The organism is Sphaerisporangium sp. NBC_01403, from assembly GCF_045040145.1.
GTDB lineage: Bacteria > Actinomycetota > Actinomycetes > Streptosporangiales > Streptosporangiaceae > Sphaerisporangium > Sphaerisporangium viridialbum.
This window is the reverse complement of sequence record NZ_CP109534.1, coordinates 1,927,391-1,946,660: the sequence shown is the minus strand read 5'-3', so window position 1 is coordinate 1,946,660 and position 19,270 is coordinate 1,927,391. Positions and strand designations below refer to the sequence as shown.

The following is a 19,270-nucleotide window of genomic DNA, read 5'->3' as shown; positions in this document are numbered from 1 at the left end:
CTGGAGTGATCCACCGCCATTGGGCCCGTCCCCACCGGCGCCGGGCAAAGTCGGCGCCGGCGGGGCGTGCTAGGCGCTGCGCAGGTGGGCGCCCGTGCGCTCGGCGGCCAGGGCCACGGCCGCGTCGCGGGCCGCGGTGGTCTCCTCCACGATCAGCGTGCGGTCGGGGGCGCGGAAGCGCAGGCTGTACGCCAAGGACTTCTTGCCCTCGCCCACCTGGGATCCGGTGTAGACGTCGAACAGCCGGATCGACTCCAGCAGCGCGCCCGCCCCCTCGCGCAGGGCCGCCTCGACCTCGGCGACCGGGACCCCGGCCGGGACGACGAGCGCGACATCCTGCGTGGCGACGGGGTACGCCGAGACCGGCTGGGCCTGCGCCGCGCCGGGCAGAGCGGATTCGAGGACGCTGAGCTCCAGCTCCATCGCGCAGGTGCGGGCCGGCAGGCCGTACGCCTCGATGACGCGCGGGTGCAGCTCACCGGCGTGGCCGAGCAGCGTCTCCCCCACGTGCAGCGCCGCGCACCGGCCCGGGTGCCACGGCTCGTGCCGGTCGGCGCTGACGGTGATCTCGACGCCGGCCTCCCGTGCGACCACGCGCGCCGCCTCGACGGCGTCGGCCCAGCTCGCCGGGCGGCCCGCGCCCCACCAGCCGGACCGGTCGTGCTCGCCGGACAGCACGACGGCCAGCCGAAGCGGCTGCCGGGGAATGGCGGCCGCGATGGTGGCCAGCTCGTCGTCGGTGGGCCGGCGGTCGACGCCGAGCACCGGCGCCTTCGCCGGGGCGCCCGGCTCGGGACGGTAGACCAGACCGGACTCGAACAGGGCCAGGTCGCCGAACCCCCGGCCGACGTTGCGCACCAGGGTCTTGAGCAGCCCCGGCAGCAGCGTGGTGCGCATCAGCGGCTCGTCCTCGCTGATCGGGTTGGCCAGGCGTACGGCCCGGCGCCGCGCGTCATCGGCGGGCAGCTGGAGGCCGTCGAGGTCGCGCACCCCTATGAACGGGTAGGCGAGCGTCTCGACGTAGCCGGCGGCGGCCATCGCGCGGCCGACGCGGCGGCGCAGCCGCTGGGCCTCGGTGAGGCCCGCCCCCGCGGGAGCGGCGGGCAGCACCGACGGGAGCCACTCGTACCCTTCGAGCCGGATGACCTCCTCGGCGAGGTCGTTGGGATCGGTCAGGTCGGGACGCCACGAGGGCGGCGTCACCGTGAGCAGCTCGGCCGGATCGGGCCTGCCCGGACTTTCGAGGACATCGGCCGGGACGGCCGAGGGCGCCTCGGCGCCATCGTGCCCGGCGACCGCGCTTTCGGCGACCACCGTGCATCCGACCTGCTCCAGGCGGTGGACGACCGTGTCGCGCCCGTAGGCGATGCCCGCCACCCGGTCGGGGTGGTCGGCCGGAATGGTGATCGTGGCGGGTTCGACGTCGACGAAGGCGTGGGTGACCCCGGCGTCCGCGGTGCCGCCGCCGAACGCGACCAGCAGCTGCACCGCGCGCCAGGAGGCGTACAGGGGCAGCTCGCGGTCGACGCCGCGCTCGAAGCGGCGCGACGCCTCGCTCACCAGGTTGTGACGGCGTGACATGCGGGCCGTGCCGGTGGCCGAGAAGTGGGCCGCCTCGATGACCAGGTCGGTCGAGGCGTCGGAGATCTCGGTCTCCAGCCCGCCCATCGTGCCGGCCATCGAGATCGCGCCCGAGGAGTCGGTGATCAGGATGTCCTCGGGGTCGAGCTTGCGCACGACGTGGTCGAGGGTCTCCAGCGTCTCGCCCGGCTCGGCCCTGCGGACCACGACGGGACCGCTCAGCCTGGACCGGTCGAAGGCGTGCAGCGGCTGGCCCAGCTCGATCATCAGGTAGTTGGTGACGTCGACGGCCAGCGAGACCGGCCGCATGCCCGCGCGCGCCAGGCGGACCTGCATCCACATGGGCGTTTCGGCGGAGGGGTCGAACCCGGAGACCGAGCGCAGCACGAACCGGTCGCACGCCGAGGGGTCGGCGATCGACGCCGGGTGGGCCTCCTCGGTGAAAGTGGGCGGCTCGACGTCGGCCGGGTCGCGCCAGGGCACGCCGAAGGCGGTGGCGGTCTCGCGGGCGATGCCCCGGATCGACAGGGCGTACCCCCGGTCGGGGGTGATCTCCAGCTCGATGACGTCGTCGCGCAGGCCCAGCAGCTCGACCACGTCGGCGCCGAGATGGGTGTCGGCGGGCAGGATCAGGATGCCGCTGTGGTCCTCGCCGATGCCGAGCTCGCGCGCCGAGCAGATCATGCCGTCGGACACGTGGCCGTAGGTCTTGCGGGACCCGACCTCGAACCCGCCGGGCAGCACGGCCCCCGGGAGCGCCACCGCCACGCGGTCGCCGACCGCGAAGTTGGTGGCGCCGCAGATCACCCAGCGGGGCGCGGCCTCGCCGACCTCGACCGAGCAGTAGCGGATGGGCTTCTTGAAGCCGGTGAGCTCCTCGATGGAGAGCACCTCGCCGACGACGACGTTCTTGATGTCGTCGCCGACGGACTCGATGGACTCCAGCTTGAGGCCGGCCGCGGTGAGCTTGTCGGCGACCTCGTGGGCGGTGACGGCGGGCAGGTCGACGTACTCCCGCAGCCAGGAGAGCGGGAACTTCATCAGACCTCCATACCGAAGGGGAGCGTGAAGCGCACGTCTCCCTCGACCATGTCTCGCATGTCCTCGGCGTTGTGGCGGAACATCAAGGTCCGCTCGACGCCCATGCCGAAGGCGAACCCGCTGTAGCGCTCGGGGTCGACGCCGCAGGCCACCAGCACGCGGGGGTTGACCATGCCACAGCCGCCCCACTCGATCCAGCCCTCGGACTTGCAGGTGCGGCAGGGCGGGTTGCCCGGGACGGCCGAAGCGCCCCGGCAGACGAAGCACCGGAGATCCATCTCGGCCGACGGCTCGGTGAACGGGAAGTAGTTGGGCCGGAACCGGGTCTTGATGCCCTCGCCGAACATGACCTCGGCGAACCGGTCGAGTGTGCCCTTCAGATGGGCCATCGTCAGCCCCTCGTCGACCGCCAGTCCCTCGATCTGGTGGAACACCGGGGTGTGGGTGGCGTCGAGCTCGTCGGTGCGGAAGGTCTTGCCGGGCGAGATGACGTACACCGGGAGCTCGCGCGAGAGCAGCGCGCGGATCTGCACCGGGGAGGTCTGCGTGCGCAGGACCAGGCCGGAGTCGACCGACTCCACGAAGAACGTGTCGTGCTCGGAGCGGGCAGGGTGGTCGGGCGCGATGTTGAGGGCGTCGAAGTTGAACCACTCGCCCTCCAGCTCGGGCCCCTCGGCCACCTCGTAGCCCATGGCGACGAACGCGTCGGCGATGCGCTCCTGCAGCGTCGTCAGCGGGTGCCTCGCCCCCCTTGGCGCGCGGTCCCAGGGCAGGGTGACGTCGACGGCCTCCTCGACCAGGACGCGCTCGTCGCGCTCGGCCGTGAGCACGGCCTGCCGGGCAGCGAGGGCCTCGCCGATGGCCTTGCGAGCCCCGCCGATGCGCTTGCCCGCCTCGGAACGGGCCTGGGGCGGCAGCGCGCCGATCTCGCGGTTGGCCAGCGCGATCGGGGACCGGTCGCCGGAGTGCGCCAGCCGCACTTGCTTGAGTTCGTCGAGGTCGGCGGCCGCGTCGATGGCGGCCACGGCTTCCGCCTCCATGCGCGCCACCTCGTCGGCGTGCAACGGCGTCACCTCGACCGGGTCATAGGTGTTCGACAAGAGAGAGCTCCGTATCCAGGGCTTGAGCGGGCACGAGTCTAGTCCGTCCAGAGTGGCGAACCGGCCGGGGGCGAAGGGCTGTGGACAACCTCCCGCGCGCCGTCGCCGGATGTGATCGAAGCCGTTTCGATCACATGCGGGACGCGGGCGGGAAGCCGTCGCGGCTCCCGTGATCGCGTACCGGACGAAGGCGGGAAACCGTGATGACCTCCCGCGGTCGAGCGTCCGTACGCGACGCGGCCGGGCCGGCGGATGCCGGCGTGGTGAGGCCCACCGGCCGTCCCGGGCGACGCGTCAGGCGAAGTCGGGAGTGCCGGCGGGCATGGTAAATCGGAACTCGGCGCCGCCGCCGGGCGCCCGCTGCACGATGATCGTGCCGCCGTGGGCCTCGACGAGACCCTTGACGATGAACAGGCCGAGACCGGTGCCGCCGCGGCGCCGCCCATTGCCGCGCCAGAACTGCCGGAAGACGCGCGAGGCCAGCTCGGGTGCGACACCCTCGCCCTGGTCACGCACGGACACGGCAACTCCCCACTCAACAGGCTCTACCACTATGGTCACGGTACCTCGTCCGTGGCGCACCGCGTTTTCCAGCAAGTTTCCGAGGATCTGGTCGATCTTGTCCTGATCGAGCCACATCTCAGGTAGATCACCGGGCGTTTCCAGCACGAAGCGGTCCTCCGGCTCGCCCGCGGCCACCCGACCCGCGATGATCTTACGCGCCCGGCCGGGAATGTCGACAACCTGGCGGTGGATCTGCAGGCGGCCCGACTCGATGCGCGACACGTCGAGCAGCTCGGTGATGAGCCGGGTGACCCTGTCGGCGTCGGCGTTGACGGTCTCCAGCATCACGCGCTTCTGGTCGTCGGTGAAGCGGCCCCACTTGGCGAGCAGGGTGGCGGTGAACCCCTTTACGCTGGTGAGCGGGGAGCGGAGCTCGTGGGCCACGGTGGAGACCAGGTCGGCCCGGCTGCGCTCCAGCCTGGCGCGCGCCGCCGCGTCGCGCAGGGTGACCACCACGCGGACGACGTCGCCGCCGCGCTCGGGCCTGCGCACGAAGCGGGCGGCCACCAGTAGCTCCTGGCCGCCGGGCAGGTAGAGCGAGCACTCGGGCTGGCGGCTGCGGGTGCGCAGGCCGCCGTAGGCGTCGAGCCACTTCCACCAGTCACGGCCGTCGTTGTCCCGGAAGGGCAGGACGTCGGGGAACAGCTTCCCGACGACCGCGTGCGGGCCCGCTCCCGTGAGGCGGGACGCGGCGCGATTGAGGGCGACCACCCTGCCGCGCTCGTCGGCCACGATGACGCCGTCGGGCAGATCGTCGACCTCGATCGAACATGCGGCATCGGCGCCCCGTCGGTGGGTTTGTCCGCCGCGCACTATCGCCTCCTCGACCCTACAGGGCCGACAATAGCGGGTTTCCCGTACCGGAAGGCAGCCCTACTCTCCGCGTGGGACGGTCCCGCCGGGCAGGAATAGGTCCACGTAGGACAAAGGGGCCCTGTACGGCTGCCAGAGGGCCTACGCGGAGCGCTGGGCCCGCGCCGAGGCATAAAGGCAGACCGCGGCGGCCGTCGCCAGGTTGAGGCTCTCGGCGCGCCCGTAGATGGGCACCCGGACGACCTCGTCGGCCAGCGCGAGGATCTCCTCCGGCAGCCCCCAGGCCTCGTTTCCGAAGATCCACGCCGTAGGCCCGGTCAGGTCGACGTCGTCGAGCGTCCTGGTGCCCGCGCCGTCCGCCGCGAGGACGCGCAGCCCCCGCTCCTTGAGATGGCGTACGGTCTCGGCCACCGGGGCGGAGGTGACGACGGGGAGGTGGAACAGGCTCCCGGCGCTGGCCCTGACGCATTTGCCGTTGTAGGGGTCCACGGAGGCGTCGGTGAACACCACGGCGTCCGCCCCCGCCGCGTCCGCCGTGCGCAGGACCGTGCCCGCGTTGCCTGGGTCGCGCACGTGGGCCAGCACGGCGACAAGGCCGGCGCCCTCGGCGACGCCCTCGGACAGGGGGACGTGCACGAAGCGGCAGACCGCGAGCAGCCCCTGCGGGGTGACGGTCTGGGCGAGCTCCGCCATGACCTCACCGCTCGCGGAGTGCACGGGCACCCCTGCCTGCCGGGCGGCGCCCACGATGTCGGCGTGCCTGATCTCGGCGTCCGCGGTGGTGAACAGCTCGACGGCGACGCCGGGGAGGGCGAGCGCCTCCCTCACGGCCTGCGGGCCCTCGGCGAGGAACGAGCGGTCGCGGTCCCTGAAGGCCCGCTTGGTCAGGCGCTTCGCGGCCTTGACCCGCGGAGATCTGATATTGGTCAGCTCGGACCCGGCCACGTATCCCCCTGGTGAAACCCCTGAACCGCGACGGCGCGCGTGAGACCCGCCACGGTGGAAATGCCGGAAAACAGTGAACGACCCGCTCCGATACAGAACGAGTCGTTCACTGGGTCGTGCGTGGGCTCAGCTCGCGACCGGCGCGTTGACGTCGGACGGCAGGGCCTTCCTCGCGGTCTCGGCCAGAGACGCGAAGGTCTGGGTGTCGTTGACCGCGAGATCGGCGAGGATCTTGCGGTCCACCTCGACACCGGCGGCCTTGAGGCCCTGGATGAACCGGTTGTACGTGATGCCGTTCGCGCGTGCCGCGGCGTTGATGCGCTGGATCCAAAGGCGCCGGAAGGCGCCCTTCTTGTCCTTGCGATCACGGTAGGCGTAGGTCAGTGAGTGGAGCATCTGCTCCTTGGCCTTGCGGTACAACCGCGACCGCTGACCCCGGTAACCACTCGCCCGCTCGAGGACGACGCGGCGCTTCTTCTTGGCGTTGAGCGCCCGCTTTACGCGTGCCATTGTTCTATCTCCCCGGGGGTTCGGTTACTTGCCGAGCAGCTTCTTGATCTTCTTGGTGTCGGCATCGGACATGACGACCTCAGGCGCGAGACGGCGCGTCCGCGTGGACGCCTTGTGCTCGTTGTAGTGGGCACGGTTCGCACGACGGCGAATGATCTTGCCGCTCCCGCTGAGGCGGAACCGCTTCTTCGCACCGCTGTGCGTCTTCATCTTCGGCATGTCAGCCGTCTCTCCCTCATTCGTCCGTGCCGATATCCCGGGTCAAGGTACCCCAGTCAGGAGCGTGCCCGACCGCACTCCCTGACCCGGTCTCGGTGTCTTCTCGCATCCCGCCGAGCTGTCAGGCGGGGCGGGTCACTCCTGCGGCTCCGATGCCGACGCCATGTCGTGGTCGAGGCTCATGTCCTCGCCCTCCGCCGGATCGCCGGAGGTTCTGGCGCGAGCCGCGGCGCGCTCGGCCTTGGCCTCGGCCTTCTTCTTGTGCGGCCCGATCACCATGATCATGTTTCGGCCGTCCTGCTTGGGCTGGGACTCGACGAAGCCGAGCTCCGTGACGTCCTCCGCCAGCCTCTGCAGGAGCCGGAAGCCCAGTTCGGGACGGGACTGCTCACGTCCGCGGAACATGATCGTGACCTTGACCTTGTCCCCCGCCTTGAGGAACCGCACGACGTGACCCTTCTTGGTCTCGTAGTCATGCGGGTCGATCTTCGGCCGGAGCTTGATCTCCTTGATGATCGTGTGCGCCTGGTTACGGCGCGCCTCACGTGCCTTCATGGCGGACTCGTACTTGAACTTGCCGTAGTCCATGAGCTTGCACACGGGCGGACGAGCCGTCGCCGCGACCTCGACCAGGTCGAGATCGGACTCTTGGGCCAGCTTCAGCGCATCGCCGATGGAGACGATGCCGACCTGCTCGCCGTTCGGGCCCACGAGGCGGACCTCTGGCACGCGAATACGCTCGTTGATGCGGGGCTCAGTGCTGATGGGACCTCCTAGGTACCTGGCATTTATCCGCGTCGGTGCTTGACCGTGATGGGAGCTTCCGCGTGAATGCGAAAAGCCCCACACGTCGCGCATGCGGGGCCACCGAGCTCGGTGATCATATGACCACGAGCTCCCCGGAGGAGTCCGGTAGTGATCCTTGACCCGCCGACCCTTCGGCCGAACAGGTGGGAGGAAGACCTCCGCTTGCGCGTCCAGCAGCCATGCCGGACCGATCAAGCAGCAACATTACCACAACACCGAGTGCCCACCGAATAGTCCCCCAACCACCTTACGATCTGTGATTCACCGGCCACGGATAGCGATGGATTGGTAGGATCGTCGCGCGAATCTAGACAGACTAGACGGAGGTCTATATGGGTCAATGGCAGTTGCAGGAGGCGAAGCAGCGCCTCAGCGAGGTGATCCGCCAGGCTCACGACGAGGGCCCGCAGGTGGTGACCCGCCACGGTGAGGAGGTCGCCGTCATCATCGACATCGCCGAATACCGGCGCCTGCGGCACGGCGCCCCCGACTTCAAGGAGTTCCTCCGCTCATCCCCTCCGTGGGACAAGCTGGAACTCCCACCCAGGGAATTCCCTCGTGAAGTCGAGCTCGGCCGGTGACCACCGGCTACCTCCTCGACACGAACGTGGTCTCCGAGACACGGAAGCGTGAGCCTGATACGCAGGTCATGGAATGGGTGGAGTCCGTGCACGGCCCCTCGCTCTACCGGCACCGGGGTGCGGGTGGTCAATCCGTTCGAGCCGCTCGTCTGATGATCTCGGCCTCGCCGGCCGCTCGCACGATCTCCACCGGGACCTCCCCCCGGCCCGTGTACAGCTCCACCTGGCGTACGGCCTGGTGGAGCAGCATGGCGAACCCGCCGACCACCGTGCCGCCCGCGGCGCGCACGGCCCGTGCCAGCGGCGTCGGCCAGGGAGCGTAGACCACGTCGAACACGGCGGGAACCGCGGTGAGCGCCTCAGCGTAGGAGTCCGCCGCTCCGGCGGGCAGCGTCGAGACGACCAGGTCCACGTCGAGCGCGGTGTCGAGCTTGTCGAAGGTCTGCACGGTCAGGGCCATGCCGAGCCGCTCGGCCACCTCGGCCGTCTCCCTGGCCCGCGACGGGTCGCGGGCCACCAGCGTCGCCGACGAGAGGCCGAGCTCGCGGAGCGCGGCGAGCGAGGCGCCCGCCGTGGCGCCGCCGCCGAGGATCGTCGCCGCCCGGGGAGCCGCCGCCCCCGACTCGGTGAGCGCCTGGACGATGCCGTGGACGTCGGTGTTCTCACCGTGCCGCCCGCCGTCGCGGAACACCACGGTGTTCACCCCTCCGACCTCGACGGCGAGGTCGGAGACGGTGTCCAGCAGGGGCAGCACGGCCCGCTTGAGCGGCATGGTCAGCGACAGGCCCGCCCACTCGGGGCCCATGCCGGACAGCAGCCCGGCCAGGCCCCGCTCGTCGCACTCGATCGCGTCGTACCGCCAGCCGCGCAGCCCGAGGGCGTCGTACGCGGCCCGGTGCAGGCACGGCGAGAGGGAGTGCGCGATGGGCGATCCGAGCACGGCGGCACGCCGCTCCATCAGCCCGTCCCGTGGTTCTGGTTGAACTCCTCGGCCAGCTTGAAGAACTCCGCCTCGGAGTCGGTGAACTTGGTGATGCCCTTTTTCGGGTCGGTGGTCACGAAGAACAGCCAGGTGCCGTCGGCGGGCTTCAGCGCGGCCTCGATGGCGTGGTCGCCGGGGTTCCCGATCGGGCCGGGCGGCAGGCCGAGGCGCGCATAGGTGTTGTACGGCGACTTGCTCTTGATCTCCTCGTGGGTGGCCGCGATGCCGAACTTGTTCAGCCCGTACATGACCGTGCTGTCCATCTGGAGCATCATCTGCGGCGAGCGGTTCAGCCGGTTGTAGATGACCCGCGCGACCTTGGGCATGTCGCGCACGCTGCCCGACTCGGCCTGCACGATGCTGGCGATCGTCATGATCTCCAGCGGTGTGCGGCCCACCCGCCTGGCGCCCGCCACGAGGCCGGCGTCGTCGGCCGCGCGCTTGTAGCGCGCCACCATCGCGGCGAGGACCTCGTCGGGGCTCGACTTGGGCGAGACCTCGTAGGTGGCGGGGAAGGCGAAGCCCTCCAGCCTGCCCTTGGCGTAGGACGGGAGGTCGAGCGCCTTGGCGTCCTTGGCGGCCTTGCGGAACTCGGCCACCGGCTTGCCCGTGGCGGTCGACAGCTGCTCAAGGATCTGCGAGAGCCGCAGCCCCTCCCTCACGGTGAGGGTGGTCTGCAGCCGGCGTTTGGGGTCGAGCAGGGGGACGGCGTTGCTGGCGGCCATGCCCTTGCGCAGCTTGTACTCCCCCGGCTGGAGCGAGGCGCTCTTGCCTGCGGCGCCGATGGCGTTGACGAAGGCGCGCTCACTGGCCACGACGCCCTGCTCGACGAGGGTCTGGGCCACCTCGGTGGCGCTCTGCCCATCCTTGATCTCAACGAGCACCTCGCCGGAGCCCTGCCCGGTGAAGTCCTTGGGGATCGCGACGCCGCGGATCCAGTTGTAGCCGTAGTAACCGCCGACGCCGAGGACGCCGACGATGATGATCATCGCGACGAAGAAGGCCACGAAGCCCTTGCGGCGCTGGCGGCGCTGACGGCGCCGGCTGCGGCTGCGTGCCGTTCTGGAGGAAGCACGAGATCGGCGCCGGGGACCTTCGTCGTCCTCGGCACCCAGCAGACTATCGAGGTCCAGATCGTTCATAGGTGCGCTCGCCAATCTCCCGGTAGGACCGGCCCGTCGTCAAGCGAGTGCCCCGAATCGGTGAGACATACCAGACAAGCCGTCGTCCCCACGCCCGGGGCCGCGCCGGCCCGGGTGACCGGGCGCGTACGGGGGGCGATGGCAGTTCCGCCGGGCATCAGTGCTGCCCGAGACGTTTGTTCAGCTCTTCTCGCAGTTTCACGAACTCACTCTCTTTGTTAGTGAATTTCGTGATTCTACGCTGTGGGTCGATCGTGACAAACCAGTACCAATCACCCTTAGCCGGACGAAGCGCCGCACGGAGCGCGGACTCGCCGGGATTGCTGATCGGACCGGGCGGCAGCCCGGGGTGCATGTAAGTGTTGTAGGGGGTGTCGCGCTTGATCTCGGCGTGTGAGGCCACGATGCCGTGCTTGCCCAGGCCGTACATCACCGTGCTGTCCATCTCCAGCTTGGCTCCGGACGCGAGGCGATTGTAGATGACTCTGGCGATCATCGGATAATCGCTGTCCCTGCCGCCCTCGGCCTGCACGATGCTCGCGACGACCACCACGTCACGCGGGGACAGGCGGTGCTCCGCGGCCCCCGCCTCCAGGTCCACGTGGGCCGCCGCGTGCCTGAACCTGCGGACCATCGACCGCAGCAGATCGCGCGGTGTCGTGGCCGGCTCGATGTCGTAGGTGGCGGGGAACAGGAAGCCCTCGACGGTCTCCTTGGCGTACCCCGGCAGCGCCAGTTCGGCCGGCTTGGCGGCCACCTTGGCCAGCTCGGCCTCGGGCAGCCCCGATCCCTTCGCCAGGCGGGCCATCGCCTCGGCCGCGCGCAGCCCCTCGGGAATCGTCACCCGCTTGCGGATCTTGGACTGCGGCGCCATGAGAAGGTCGAGCGCCGAGGCCGCGGACATGTGCTTGCGCAGGGCATAGCGGCCGGGCCGGAGGCTGCCCGACTTGCCGCGTTCCTCCACCACGTTGACGAAGGAACGGGCGCTCGCCACCACCTCCGCCCGTACGAGGGCGTCGGCGACCTGCCCGGCGCTGGCGCCGGGGACGATCTCGACCACTACGGGATCAGAGCCCTTGCCGTCGAAGTCGTCGGGCCTCATCAGCGGCCCGAACAGCGCGAACGCACCGGCGAGGCCCGCGGCGACCAGCACGGCGCTGCCCCCGCCGACCAGCAGCATCAGGGCTCGTCTACCGCGCCCGGCTCGTGCCCGGCGCTCGTCGGCGCCTTCGGGCACGCGCTCGTCGCTGAAGGAGATCAGGTCTTCGGATTCGTCGCCGCCGCCCTCGCCGGGACCGGCGGGCCGGTTCACGCCGAGGGCCCGGCGCTCGATTCCCCACCGGGGCGCTGCCCCGGTGGCTCGACGGGTCTGCCCGGCGGGGCGCCGCCGGCCCGCTCGGCGTCCAGGGCGGCCTGCAGCAGCACCACGGCCGCCGCCTGGTCGACCACCGCCCGCTGGTTCTTCGCCTTGACGCCGCTGGCCCGCAGGCCCTGCTGCGCGGTCACGGTGGTCAGCCGCTCGTCGTACAGGCGGACGGGCGTGGGCGCGAGCCGTGCGGCGAGCCGCACGGCGAACTGCCGCGCGGCCGCCGCCGCGTGGCTCTCGCGGCCCGACAGCGAGGTGGGGAGGCCGACGACGATCTCGATCGCCTCGCACTCGCCGGCGATCTCGGCGATGCGGTCGAGGTCGCCCCGGCCGCGCCGCACGGTCTCCACCGGCGTGGCCAGCAACCCCGAAGGGTCGCTGCGGGCCACGCCGATGCGGACCGAGCCGACGTCGACGCCGAGCCGGACCCCGCGCCTCACCGCACCCTCCGGGCGTGGAAGCGCGCGCGCCAGAGTCGCACGATCAGGACAGCGTCTCCCGGATCGCGTGCTCGACGGCGCCGAGCGCGTCTCCGATCGCCTCAGGACGGGCTCCACCACCCTGCGCGACATCATCCTTACCGCCACCGCCACCCCCAAGTGCCTTGGCGGCGACGCCGACCAGTCGCCCGGCCTTGAGACCCCGGGTGCGCCCCGCATCGTTCACAGCGGCGACCACGACCGGACGGTCTGCGGGCACACCGGCGATCACGATCATCGCAGCGCGGTCACCGGGGAACCGGCCGCGCACGTCGAGAGCGAGTTTACGCAGGTCATCGGGCGAAGTGCCGTCAGGCGCGCGGTGCGTGACGACCGACACGCCGTCGATGTCACGGGCGGAGGCGGCGAGCTCGCCGGCGGCCGCGAGCACCTGGGCCGAGCGGAGCCTCTCAAGCTCGCGCTCCGCCGTGCGCAGGCGGGTGACGATGCCCTCGACGCGCTCGGGCAGCTCCTCGCGGCGCGCCTTGAGCTGCTCGCTGATCTGGGCGACCAGCACGCTCTCGCGGGCGAGGAAGCGGAAGGCGTCGATGCCGACCAGGGCCTCGACGCGGCGCACGCCCGCGCCGATCGACGCCTCGCCGAGCACCTTGACCAGGCCGAGCTGGCCCGAGCTGGCGACGTGGGTGCCGCCGCACAGCTCGCGGGAGTAGTCGCCGACCTCGACGATGCGGACCTCGTCGCCGTACTTCTCCCCGAAGAGCGCCAGGGCGCCCATCGAGCGGGCCTCGCTGAGGGAGGTGTGGTAGGCGTTGACCTTGAGGTCGTTGATCAGGATGGCGTTGACCTCGTCCTCGACGTCGCGCAGGACGGTCGGCGGAACGGCTCCGGCCGCGGTGAAGTCGAAGCGGAAGCGGCCAGGGGAGTTCTCGGAGCCGGCCTGGGCCGCGCTCTCGCCGAGCGCGTTGCGGAAGCCCCGGTGGACCAGGTGGGTCGCGGTGTGGCTGCGCGAGATGGCGCGGCGGCGCTCGATGTCGATCTCGGCCTGCGCCTGGTCGCCCACGCGCAGCTCGCCGTCGCGGACCTTGCCTCGGTGCACCACCAGGCCCGCGAACGGGGACTGGACGTCGACGATGTCGACCTGGGCGCCGCCCGTGCGGATGACGCCCTGGTCGGAGAGCTGGCCGCCGCCCTCGGCGTAGAACGGGGTGCGGTCGAGGACGACCTCGACCGTGGTGCCCGCGCCCGCCGCCTGGACCGAGGCCCCGTCGACGAGCACGCCGATGACGTTCGCCTCAGCGACGGTGTTGTCGTAGCCGAGGAAGTCGACCTTGCCTGCCCGGTCGAGCATCTCGCCGAGGACCGAGATGTCGGCGTTGCCGGTCTTCTTCGCCGCCGAGTCGGCCTTGGCGCGGTCGCGCTGCTCGTTCATCAGGCGGCGGAAGCCGTCCTCGTCGACCTGAAGGCCCTGCTCGGCCGCCATCTCGAGCGTAAGGTCGATCGGGAAGCCGTAGGTGTCGTGGAGCTGGAACGCCTGGTTGCCCGCGAGGGTCGGGACGCCCTTGCGCTTGGTCTCCTCCACGGCCGCGTCGAAGATCGCGGTGCCGGTGCGCAGGGTGCCGAGGAAGGAGAGCTCCTCGGCGTCGATCACCGTGTGGATGTGGGCGGCGTCGGCCCGGAGGTCGGGATACTGGTCGCCCATCGCCTCGATGGTGGTGGCGGCCAGCTCGTGCATGTAGCGCTCCTCGCCCGCGCCGAGGAGGCGCAGGTTGCGGATCGCGCGGCGCAGCATGCGGCGCAGCACGTAGCCCCGGCCCTCGTTGGAGGGCAGCACGCCGTCGCCCACCAGCATGACGCCGGCGCGCAGGTGGTCGGCGACGACCCGCAGCGAGACGTCGGCGCGGTTGTTCCTGCCGTAGCGGGACTTGGTGAGCTCGGCCGCCCTGTCGAGGATCTTGTAGGTGGTGTCGATCTCGTAGATGTTGTCGACGCCCTGCAGGATCGCCGCCATGCGCTCGAGGCCCATGCCGGTGTCGACGCTCTTGGCGGGCAGCTCGCCCGAGATGTCGAAGTCGATCTTGCTGCGCACCGCGCTGAGCTGGAACTGCATGAAGACGTTGTTCCAGACCTCCAGGTAGCGGTTCTCGTCGGCTACCGGGCCGCCTTCCCTGCCGTACTCGGGGCCGCGGTCGTAGTAGATCTCGGAGCAGGGGCCGCCCGGGCCCGGCACGCCCATGTGCCAGTAGTTGTCGGCGAGCCCGCGGCGCTGGATGCGCTCGACCGGGATGCCGACCTTGTTGTGCCAGATGTCGTGGGCCTCGTCGTCGTCGTGGTAGACGGTGACCCAGAGGCGCTCCTCGGGGAACCCGAAGCCGCCCTCGGACTCGGGCCTGGTGAGCAGCTCCCACGCGTAAGGAAGGGCCTGCTCCTTGAAGTAGTCGCCGAAGGAGAAGTTGCCGAGCATCTGGAAGAAGCTGGCGTGCCGCGTGGTCTTGCCGACCTCGTCGATGTCGAGGGTGCGCATGACCTTCTGGGCGCTGGCCGCGCGGGGGTAGGGCGGCTTCTTCTGGCCGAGGAAGTAGGGCTTGAAGGGCACCATGCCCGCGTTGACCAGCAGCAGCGTCGGATCCTCGGCGACAAGGCTGGCCGAGGGGACGACGGTGTGTCCGCGCTCCTCGAAGAAGCGCAGGAAGCGGCGGGCGATCTCTGCCGACTCCATCTCAGCGGCCGTCCTTTACGTCGTGGTGGATTTCTCTGACACTCTCGAACCCGAACCGCTCGCGCAACTCGGTTTCCCTGCCCGCGGACAGGCGCCTGACCTCGCCGGCGAACAGGCGCGCCTCGGCCGCCAGGCCCGCGGCCCGGTCGGCGGCGCGGCGAGCGACGTGGTCGGGCTTCAACGCTTGCAGCTTACGCATCACCCAGACCGCGATGTACGCGCCCAGGGCCATGTAGAAGAGCCGCCGGATCACGGCCGCCTCCGCCTGTCGCCCGAGGAGCCCGAGGGGAGCCCACGGCGCCTGGCGGCGGCGCCGCGCAGGCCGTGGAGGAACGACGAGGCCTTGATCAGCGGCTTGGCGAACAGCGTGGAGGCGACGCCGGTGACCTTCATCATGTGGCCGCTGACCTCCTTCATGTTGCCCGCGATGGCCTCGACGGTGACCAGTTGGCGGTTGGTCTCCGCGACCGTGACGCTGACCTCGTCGAGCAGCGGGACGATCCGCTCGCTCAGGTCGGCGACCATCTTGGTGGTCTCGGTGAGAAGCCGGGCCAGCCTCACCAGCACCACTGCAAGAAAGCAGACCAGTATCGCCCAGAACATTGCGACGACGAGGCCGGCGACCTCTCCGGCGGTAAGCATGTCGATGCGTCCCCTCGTAGGTGACCTACGGATGTGCGGCCCGGCTGGGGCGGTGGAATGCAGAGACCCTATCGCGCCCGGGCCGGGTGCCGTCGCTCAGCACGCCACGCCTGTGGACGGGCGGCGGTCACGGGCCGGCCTGTGGACGAGCGGCGGTCACGGGCGGACCCGGGGGACGGACGGGCCGCGGTCACGGGCGGCCGCGCAGGAACTCGCGGATCTTGGCCCACCGGTCGGCGAAGTGCGCCTCGCCGCCGTGGCGGGTGGGCTCGTAGTAGCGGCGCCCGCGGACCTCCTCGGGCGCGTAGTCCTGCCTGACCAGGCCGTGCTCGAAGTCGTGGGGGTACTGGTAGCCCTTGCCGTGGCCGAGCTTGGCCGCGCCCGGGTAGTGGGCGTCGCGCAGGTGGCCGGGCACCTGCCCGATCAGGCCGCGCCGCACGTCCTCCGACGCGGCGCCGATGGCCTTGATGACGGCGTTGGACTTCGGGGCCAGGGCGCAGTGGATGACCGCCTGGGCGAGGTTGAGACGGCCCTCGGGCAGGCCGATCATCTGCACGGCCTGGGCGGCGGCCACCGCGACCTGCAGGCAGGTCGGGTCGGCCATGCCGACGTCCTCGGAGGCGAAGATCATGATGCGGCGGGCGAGGAACCGGGGGTCCTCCCCCGCCTCGATCATGCGGGCGAGGTAGTGCAGCGCGGCGTCCACGTCCGAGCCGCGCATGCTCTTGATGAACGCGCTGATGACGTCGTAGTGCTGGTCGCCCTGCCTGTCGTAGCGCACCGCGGCCTTGTCGACGGCCTTCTCGACGGTCTCGACGCTGACCTCGCCGTCGGGGACCAGCAGCGCCGCGGCCTCCAGGTAGGTCAGCGAGCGGCGGGCGTCTCCCCCGGCCAGGCGGACCAGGTGGTCCATCGCCTCGGGCGCGAGCCGCACCCGGCCGTCCAGGCCGCGTGGGTCGCCGATCGCGCGGTCGAGGACGGAGCGGACGTCGGCCTCGGAGAGCGACTCCAGCGTGAGCAGCAGCGACCGCGACAGCAGCGGTGAGATCACCGAGAAGTAGGGGTTCTCCGTGGTGGCCCCGATGAAGGTCACCCAGCGGTTCTCAACGGCGGGCAGCAGTGCGTCCTGCTGGGCCTTGTTGAAGCGGTGGACCTCGTCGACGAACAGGACGGTCTGCCGCCCGGTCATGCCCAGCTCGCGCTTGGCCTGGTCGACGGCGGCGCGGACCTCCTTGACGCCCGCGGAGACCGCCGAGACCTCGACGAACCGCCGCTTGGTCACGCCCGCGACGACGTAGGCGAGCGTGGTCTTGCCCGTGCCCGGAGGGCCCCACAGGAACAGCGACATGGGGGCCTCGCTCTCGACCAGCCGGCGCAGGGGCGTGCCCTGGCCGAGCAGGTGACGCTGGCCGACGACCTCGTCGAGGGTGCGGGGCCGCATGCGCACGGCGAGCGGCTCCTGGCTCCTGTGGGCTTCCTCCGCCGCCGAGTCGAACAAACTCTCCACGCGTTGACACTACCGCCGATAGAGCAGGTCGACGGTGTCGTGGTGGGCGCCCCAGGTGAGCTCGAAGGTCCAGCAGCCGGGCTCGGGCACGTCGGTCGCGCTGGGATAGATCTCGCCGGGGCCCGACCCGTCGGGGAAGGTGGCGCGCACGACGGGCCGCTCGGCGCCCCTCGGATGGGCGGCGACGCGCAGTTCCTGGGAGTCGCGCGGGAGCCGCACGTACCAGAGGATCTTGTTGGAGGGGTTGGTGGCCTTGCCCGCGCGCAGCGGGTCGGCGAACAGGTAGCCGAGCGCGTTGCCCTCACGGCCGAGGACGAACCGGGTGCCCGGGGCGTTCTCGGCCGCCCAGGCGGGCGGGCCGCCCGCCTGGACCGGGGTGTCGCCGCACCCGCCCTGGGCCTCCACGGTGCCGCTCCCCGGCGTCGCGGGCAGGGCGGGAGCCGGGCTCTCCGTTCCACCGGTGGGTGTGGTGCACGCCGCCGTCACCAGGCACGCCATCACGATCGTTGTGCGTTTCATGCCGGTACTACCGCGCCAGGGCCGCCGAGGTTCCACGGCCCCGGGCGCGGGGCTAGCTCGCCCAGACCGCGGTCGCCCCCGTGTGGCCGGCCATGAGGACGTAGTACCCGGCGACCAGGGCGAGCACCACGGTGACCGCCGACAGCACCCCGGTCGTCACCTTGCCGAGCTTGCGGGAGGAGTAGACCAGCAGGAGCGTGGCGACGCCGAGGCCGATGACGCTCAGGAGCAGGGGGTCGGCGTAGCTCTCGTGATCGTTGATCCGCTGCCCGAGCGCCCCCTCGGCGCCGGCGAACCTGCCCTGCTTGAACGCCTCGCCGCTCTCCTTGGCGGCGAACGCGGACGCCGGGGCCGCGAGTGCCAGCAGGACCACCGGCCACGACAGGGACGGGCGCACGCGCGGGGCCAGCCCGTACACCACAGAGCCGAGAGCCAGCAGGGGGATGAAGATGACGGCGGTGTGGATGATCAGGGGATGGGCGGGCAGGCCGAGGATCTCGTCGAACATGTCTTGGCTCCTGTGAAGTGGCTCGTCGTCCCCTATACGGATCCGGCGGCCCCATGGTTCTCCGGGCCGCTCGGAAGATCACGCGGGCGACCCCCTTCGCCCGCATGACTCGATGATGTCCGTGACGGCGTCAAGCCACCGTAAGAATTCCCCAAGACAACATTCCTCGCCGCAAGCATGCCCTCGGGGAGGCAAAGGACGATCTTCGCCACCGTGCGAACTGGGCGTTTTATACAGGCTCAACGTAAAGGCCGGTACGATTCCCGAGCACATAAAGTCATCTATCGGCAAATGGAAGGCATACCGTGACCGACGTGGATCGCCAGACCCAGCTGGCACGGGAGCACCGCGAGCGGCAGGAACAGCGGGACAAGAACACCGGCGGCGGCGGCACGTCCAAGCGGAACACGATCATCGGCGCCGGGGTGGGAGTCGTGGTCGTGGTGGGCGGGATCATCGCCGCGACCACGCTCATGGGCGGCAAGGACGACGCCAAGACCGGCGCGGCCGCCGCCTCGACCCCCTCGGCCTCCGTCTCCGCCTCGGCCGGGGCCTCCGCTCCGGCGGCGCTGCCCAGCTCGACGGCCGCGCCTGCCGCCGCGACCTGCTCTTACCGGAAGGACGACAGCGGGAGCCCGGCCAAGAAGGTGGGCATCCCGCCGTCAAAGCCGGACATGAAGGCGAAGACCATGACGATCGCCACCAACCAGGGCACGATCGTCATCGAGCTCGCCACCGCGGCGGCGCCGTGCACGGTGAACTCCTTCGAGTTCCTCGCGAAGAAGAACTTCTTCGACAACACCCACTGCCACCGCCTGGCGACGCCGGAGACCACGGGCCTCGGGATGCTGCAGTGCGGCGACCCGCTGGCCAAGGGCGACGGCAAGAGCAAGGACGACGGCACGGGCGGCCCGGGGTACCTCTTCGACGACGAGAACCTCGGGGGGATCGGCCTCGGAAGGGGCACGGTCGCCATGTCGCAGTCCTCGGAGGACGCCAACTCCAACGGCAGCCAGTTCTGGATCTCGTTCTCCGACGAGAACACCCAGCTGTCGGCCCAGGGCGCCGCCTTCACCCCGTTCGGCGTGGTGGTCAAGGGCATGGACATCATCGACAAGATCGCCAAGGGCGGCATCATCCCGTTCAACGGCGACCCGATGGCCGATGTCCGCGGTGAGGGCTCCAACGCCCCGAAGCTGCCGGTGATCATCAAGGACATGAAGATCTCCCGCTAGCGGTCAGCCCCTTTCATGAGCGGAGCCCCGGCGCACATCGCGCCGGGGCTCC

General features: G+C 70.7%; 19 protein-coding genes. 2 read left to right on the top strand and 17 right to left on the bottom strand.

Translation table 11 applies throughout. From position 1 onward, the window contains the following. Window positions 1-69: 69 nt before the first annotated feature. The 7 genes from OG589_RS08410 to infC form a co-directional block, all read right to left on the bottom strand. A complete protein-coding gene (locus OG589_RS08410; protein WP_405147653.1) occupies window positions 70-2,622 on the bottom strand; it encodes a phenylalanine--tRNA ligase subunit beta in 2,553 nt (850 codons plus the stop codon). Further along, on the bottom strand, window positions 2,622-3,662 hold the full coding sequence (gene pheS / locus OG589_RS08405; RefSeq protein WP_405151984.1) for a phenylalanine--tRNA ligase subunit alpha: 1,041 nt from the start codon (window positions 3,660-3,662) through the stop codon (window positions 2,622-2,624). Before pheS ends, OG589_RS08410 begins: the two co-directional genes overlap by 1 nt. Before the next feature lie 354 nt (window positions 3,663-4,016). Next, complete coding sequence (locus tag OG589_RS08400; protein ID WP_405147652.1) at window positions 4,017-5,099, bottom strand: ATP-binding protein; 1,083 nt, start codon at window positions 5,097-5,099, stop codon at window positions 4,017-4,019. Window positions 5,100-5,240: 141 nt separating this feature from the next. Further along, window positions 5,241-6,044 (bottom strand): TrmH family RNA methyltransferase, encoded by an 804-nt coding sequence (locus tag OG589_RS08395; protein WP_405147651.1) that lies wholly within the window; start codon window positions 6,042-6,044, stop codon window positions 5,241-5,243. A 126-nt stretch (window positions 6,045-6,170) separates the two neighbouring features. Then, window positions 6,171-6,554: a 50S ribosomal protein L20 gene (gene rplT, locus OG589_RS08390; RefSeq protein ID WP_405147649.1), complete on the bottom strand. Its 384-nt coding sequence runs from the start codon at window positions 6,552-6,554 to the stop codon at window positions 6,171-6,173. Window positions 6,555-6,578: 24 nt separating this feature from the next. Continuing rightward, window positions 6,579-6,773 (bottom strand): 50S ribosomal protein L35, encoded by a 195-nt coding sequence (gene rpmI / locus OG589_RS08385; RefSeq protein WP_358560134.1) that lies wholly within the window; start codon window positions 6,771-6,773, stop codon window positions 6,579-6,581. A 135-nt stretch (window positions 6,774-6,908) separates the two neighbouring features. Beyond that, window positions 6,909-7,538, bottom strand: a complete 630-nt coding sequence (gene infC, locus OG589_RS08380) for a translation initiation factor IF-3 (protein WP_405151983.1) — start codon at window positions 7,536-7,538, stop codon at window positions 6,909-6,911. A 374-nt stretch (window positions 7,539-7,912) separates the two neighbouring features. On the opposite strand from infC, the gene OG589_RS08375 reads away from it, so the two are divergent. Continuing rightward, window positions 7,913-8,161 (top strand): type II toxin-antitoxin system Phd/YefM family antitoxin, encoded by a 249-nt coding sequence (locus OG589_RS08375; protein ID WP_405147647.1) that lies wholly within the window; start codon window positions 7,913-7,915, stop codon window positions 8,159-8,161. A gap of 127 nt (window positions 8,162-8,288) precedes the next feature. Here OG589_RS08375 and OG589_RS08370 read toward each other — a convergent pair whose 3' ends face one another. The 10 genes from OG589_RS08370 to OG589_RS08325 all read right to left on the bottom strand — a co-directional run bounded on the left by OG589_RS08370 (window position 8,289) and on the right by OG589_RS08325 (window position 17,983). Continuing rightward, window positions 8,289-9,119 (bottom strand): shikimate dehydrogenase, encoded by an 831-nt coding sequence (locus OG589_RS08370; RefSeq protein ID WP_405147645.1) that lies wholly within the window; start codon window positions 9,117-9,119, stop codon window positions 8,289-8,291. Then, window positions 9,119-10,285, bottom strand: coding sequence for an endolytic transglycosylase MltG (gene mltG, locus OG589_RS08365; RefSeq protein ID WP_405147643.1), 1,167 nt, complete (start codon window positions 10,283-10,285; stop codon window positions 9,119-9,121). The genes OG589_RS08370 and mltG (OG589_RS08365) overlap by 1 nt, the downstream gene beginning before the upstream one ends. 157 nt (window positions 10,286-10,442) lie before the next feature. Next, entirely contained in the window at window positions 10,443-11,597 is a 1,155-nt protein-coding gene (gene mltG, locus OG589_RS08360) for an endolytic transglycosylase MltG (RefSeq protein ID WP_405147642.1), read from the bottom strand. Then, window positions 11,594-12,091, bottom strand: coding sequence for a Holliday junction resolvase RuvX (gene ruvX, locus OG589_RS08355; protein WP_405147640.1), 498 nt, complete (start codon window positions 12,089-12,091; stop codon window positions 11,594-11,596). The genes mltG (OG589_RS08360) and ruvX overlap by 4 nt, the downstream gene beginning before the upstream one ends. Before the next feature lie 43 nt (window positions 12,092-12,134). Beyond that, window positions 12,135-14,807 (bottom strand): alanine--tRNA ligase, encoded by a 2,673-nt coding sequence (gene alaS / locus OG589_RS08350; protein WP_405147639.1) that lies wholly within the window; start codon window positions 14,805-14,807, stop codon window positions 12,135-12,137. A gap of 1 nt (window position 14,808) precedes the next feature. After that, on the bottom strand, window positions 14,809-15,060 hold the full coding sequence (locus tag OG589_RS08345) for a hypothetical protein (protein WP_405147637.1): 252 nt from the start codon (window positions 15,058-15,060) through the stop codon (window positions 14,809-14,811). Next, on the bottom strand, window positions 15,057-15,449 hold the full coding sequence (locus OG589_RS08340; protein ID WP_405147635.1) for a DUF948 domain-containing protein: 393 nt from the start codon (window positions 15,447-15,449) through the stop codon (window positions 15,057-15,059). Before OG589_RS08340 ends, OG589_RS08345 begins: the two co-directional genes overlap by 4 nt. A 190-nt stretch (window positions 15,450-15,639) precedes the next feature. Further along, window positions 15,640-16,956 carry a replication-associated recombination protein A gene (locus tag OG589_RS08335; protein WP_405147633.1) on the bottom strand — a complete coding sequence of 439 codons (1,317 nt, stop codon included), beginning with the start codon at window positions 16,954-16,956 and terminating at the stop codon, window positions 15,640-15,642. Between the two features lie 9 nt (window positions 16,957-16,965). Continuing rightward, window positions 16,966-17,475 (bottom strand): hypothetical protein, encoded by a 510-nt coding sequence (locus OG589_RS08330; RefSeq protein WP_405147631.1) that lies wholly within the window; start codon window positions 17,473-17,475, stop codon window positions 16,966-16,968. Between the two features lie 52 nt (window positions 17,476-17,527). Continuing rightward, window positions 17,528-17,983: a DUF2231 domain-containing protein gene (locus tag OG589_RS08325; RefSeq protein WP_405147630.1), complete on the bottom strand. Its 456-nt coding sequence runs from the start codon at window positions 17,981-17,983 to the stop codon at window positions 17,528-17,530. A gap of 305 nt (window positions 17,984-18,288) precedes the next feature. On the opposite strand from OG589_RS08325, the gene OG589_RS08320 reads away from it, so the two are divergent. After that, window positions 18,289-19,218, top strand: coding sequence for a peptidylprolyl isomerase (locus OG589_RS08320; protein ID WP_405147628.1), 930 nt, complete (start codon window positions 18,289-18,291; stop codon window positions 19,216-19,218). The last annotated feature ends 52 nt before the right edge of the window (window positions 19,219-19,270 follow it).

Excerpts from the sequence above, each read along its gene's own strand:
- mltG (WP_405147643.1), bottom strand. The coding sequence starts at position 10,285 with ATGAACGATCTGGACCTCGATAGTCTGCTGGGTGCCGAGGACGACGAA.
- pheS (WP_405151984.1), bottom strand. The coding sequence starts at position 3,662 with ATGGAGGCGGAAGCCGTGGCCGCCATCGACGCGGCCGCCGACCTCGAC.
- OG589_RS08330 (WP_405147631.1), bottom strand. The coding sequence starts at position 17,475 with ATGAAACGCACAACGATCGTGATGGCGTGCCTGGTGACGGCGGCGTGC.
- alaS (WP_405147639.1), bottom strand. The coding sequence starts at position 14,807 with ATGGAGTCGGCAGAGATCGCCCGCCGCTTCCTGCGCTTCTTCGAGGAG.
- OG589_RS08325 (WP_405147630.1), bottom strand. The coding sequence starts at position 17,983 with ATGTTCGACGAGATCCTCGGCCTGCCCGCCCATCCCCTGATCATCCAC.
- OG589_RS08370 (WP_405147645.1), bottom strand. The coding sequence starts at position 9,119 with ATGGAGCGGCGTGCCGCCGTGCTCGGATCGCCCATCGCGCACTCCCTC.
- OG589_RS08375 (WP_405147647.1), top strand. The coding sequence starts at position 7,913 with ATGGGTCAATGGCAGTTGCAGGAGGCGAAGCAGCGCCTCAGCGAGGTG.
- OG589_RS08340 (WP_405147635.1), bottom strand. The coding sequence starts at position 15,449 with ATGCTTACCGCCGGAGAGGTCGCCGGCCTCGTCGTCGCAATGTTCTGG.
- rplT (WP_405147649.1), bottom strand. The coding sequence starts at position 6,554 with ATGGCACGCGTAAAGCGGGCGCTCAACGCCAAGAAGAAGCGCCGCGTC.
- OG589_RS08410 (WP_405147653.1), bottom strand. The coding sequence starts at position 2,622 with ATGAAGTTCCCGCTCTCCTGGCTGCGGGAGTACGTCGACCTGCCCGCC.
- rpmI (WP_358560134.1), bottom strand. The coding sequence starts at position 6,773 with ATGCCGAAGATGAAGACGCACAGCGGTGCGAAGAAGCGGTTCCGCCTC.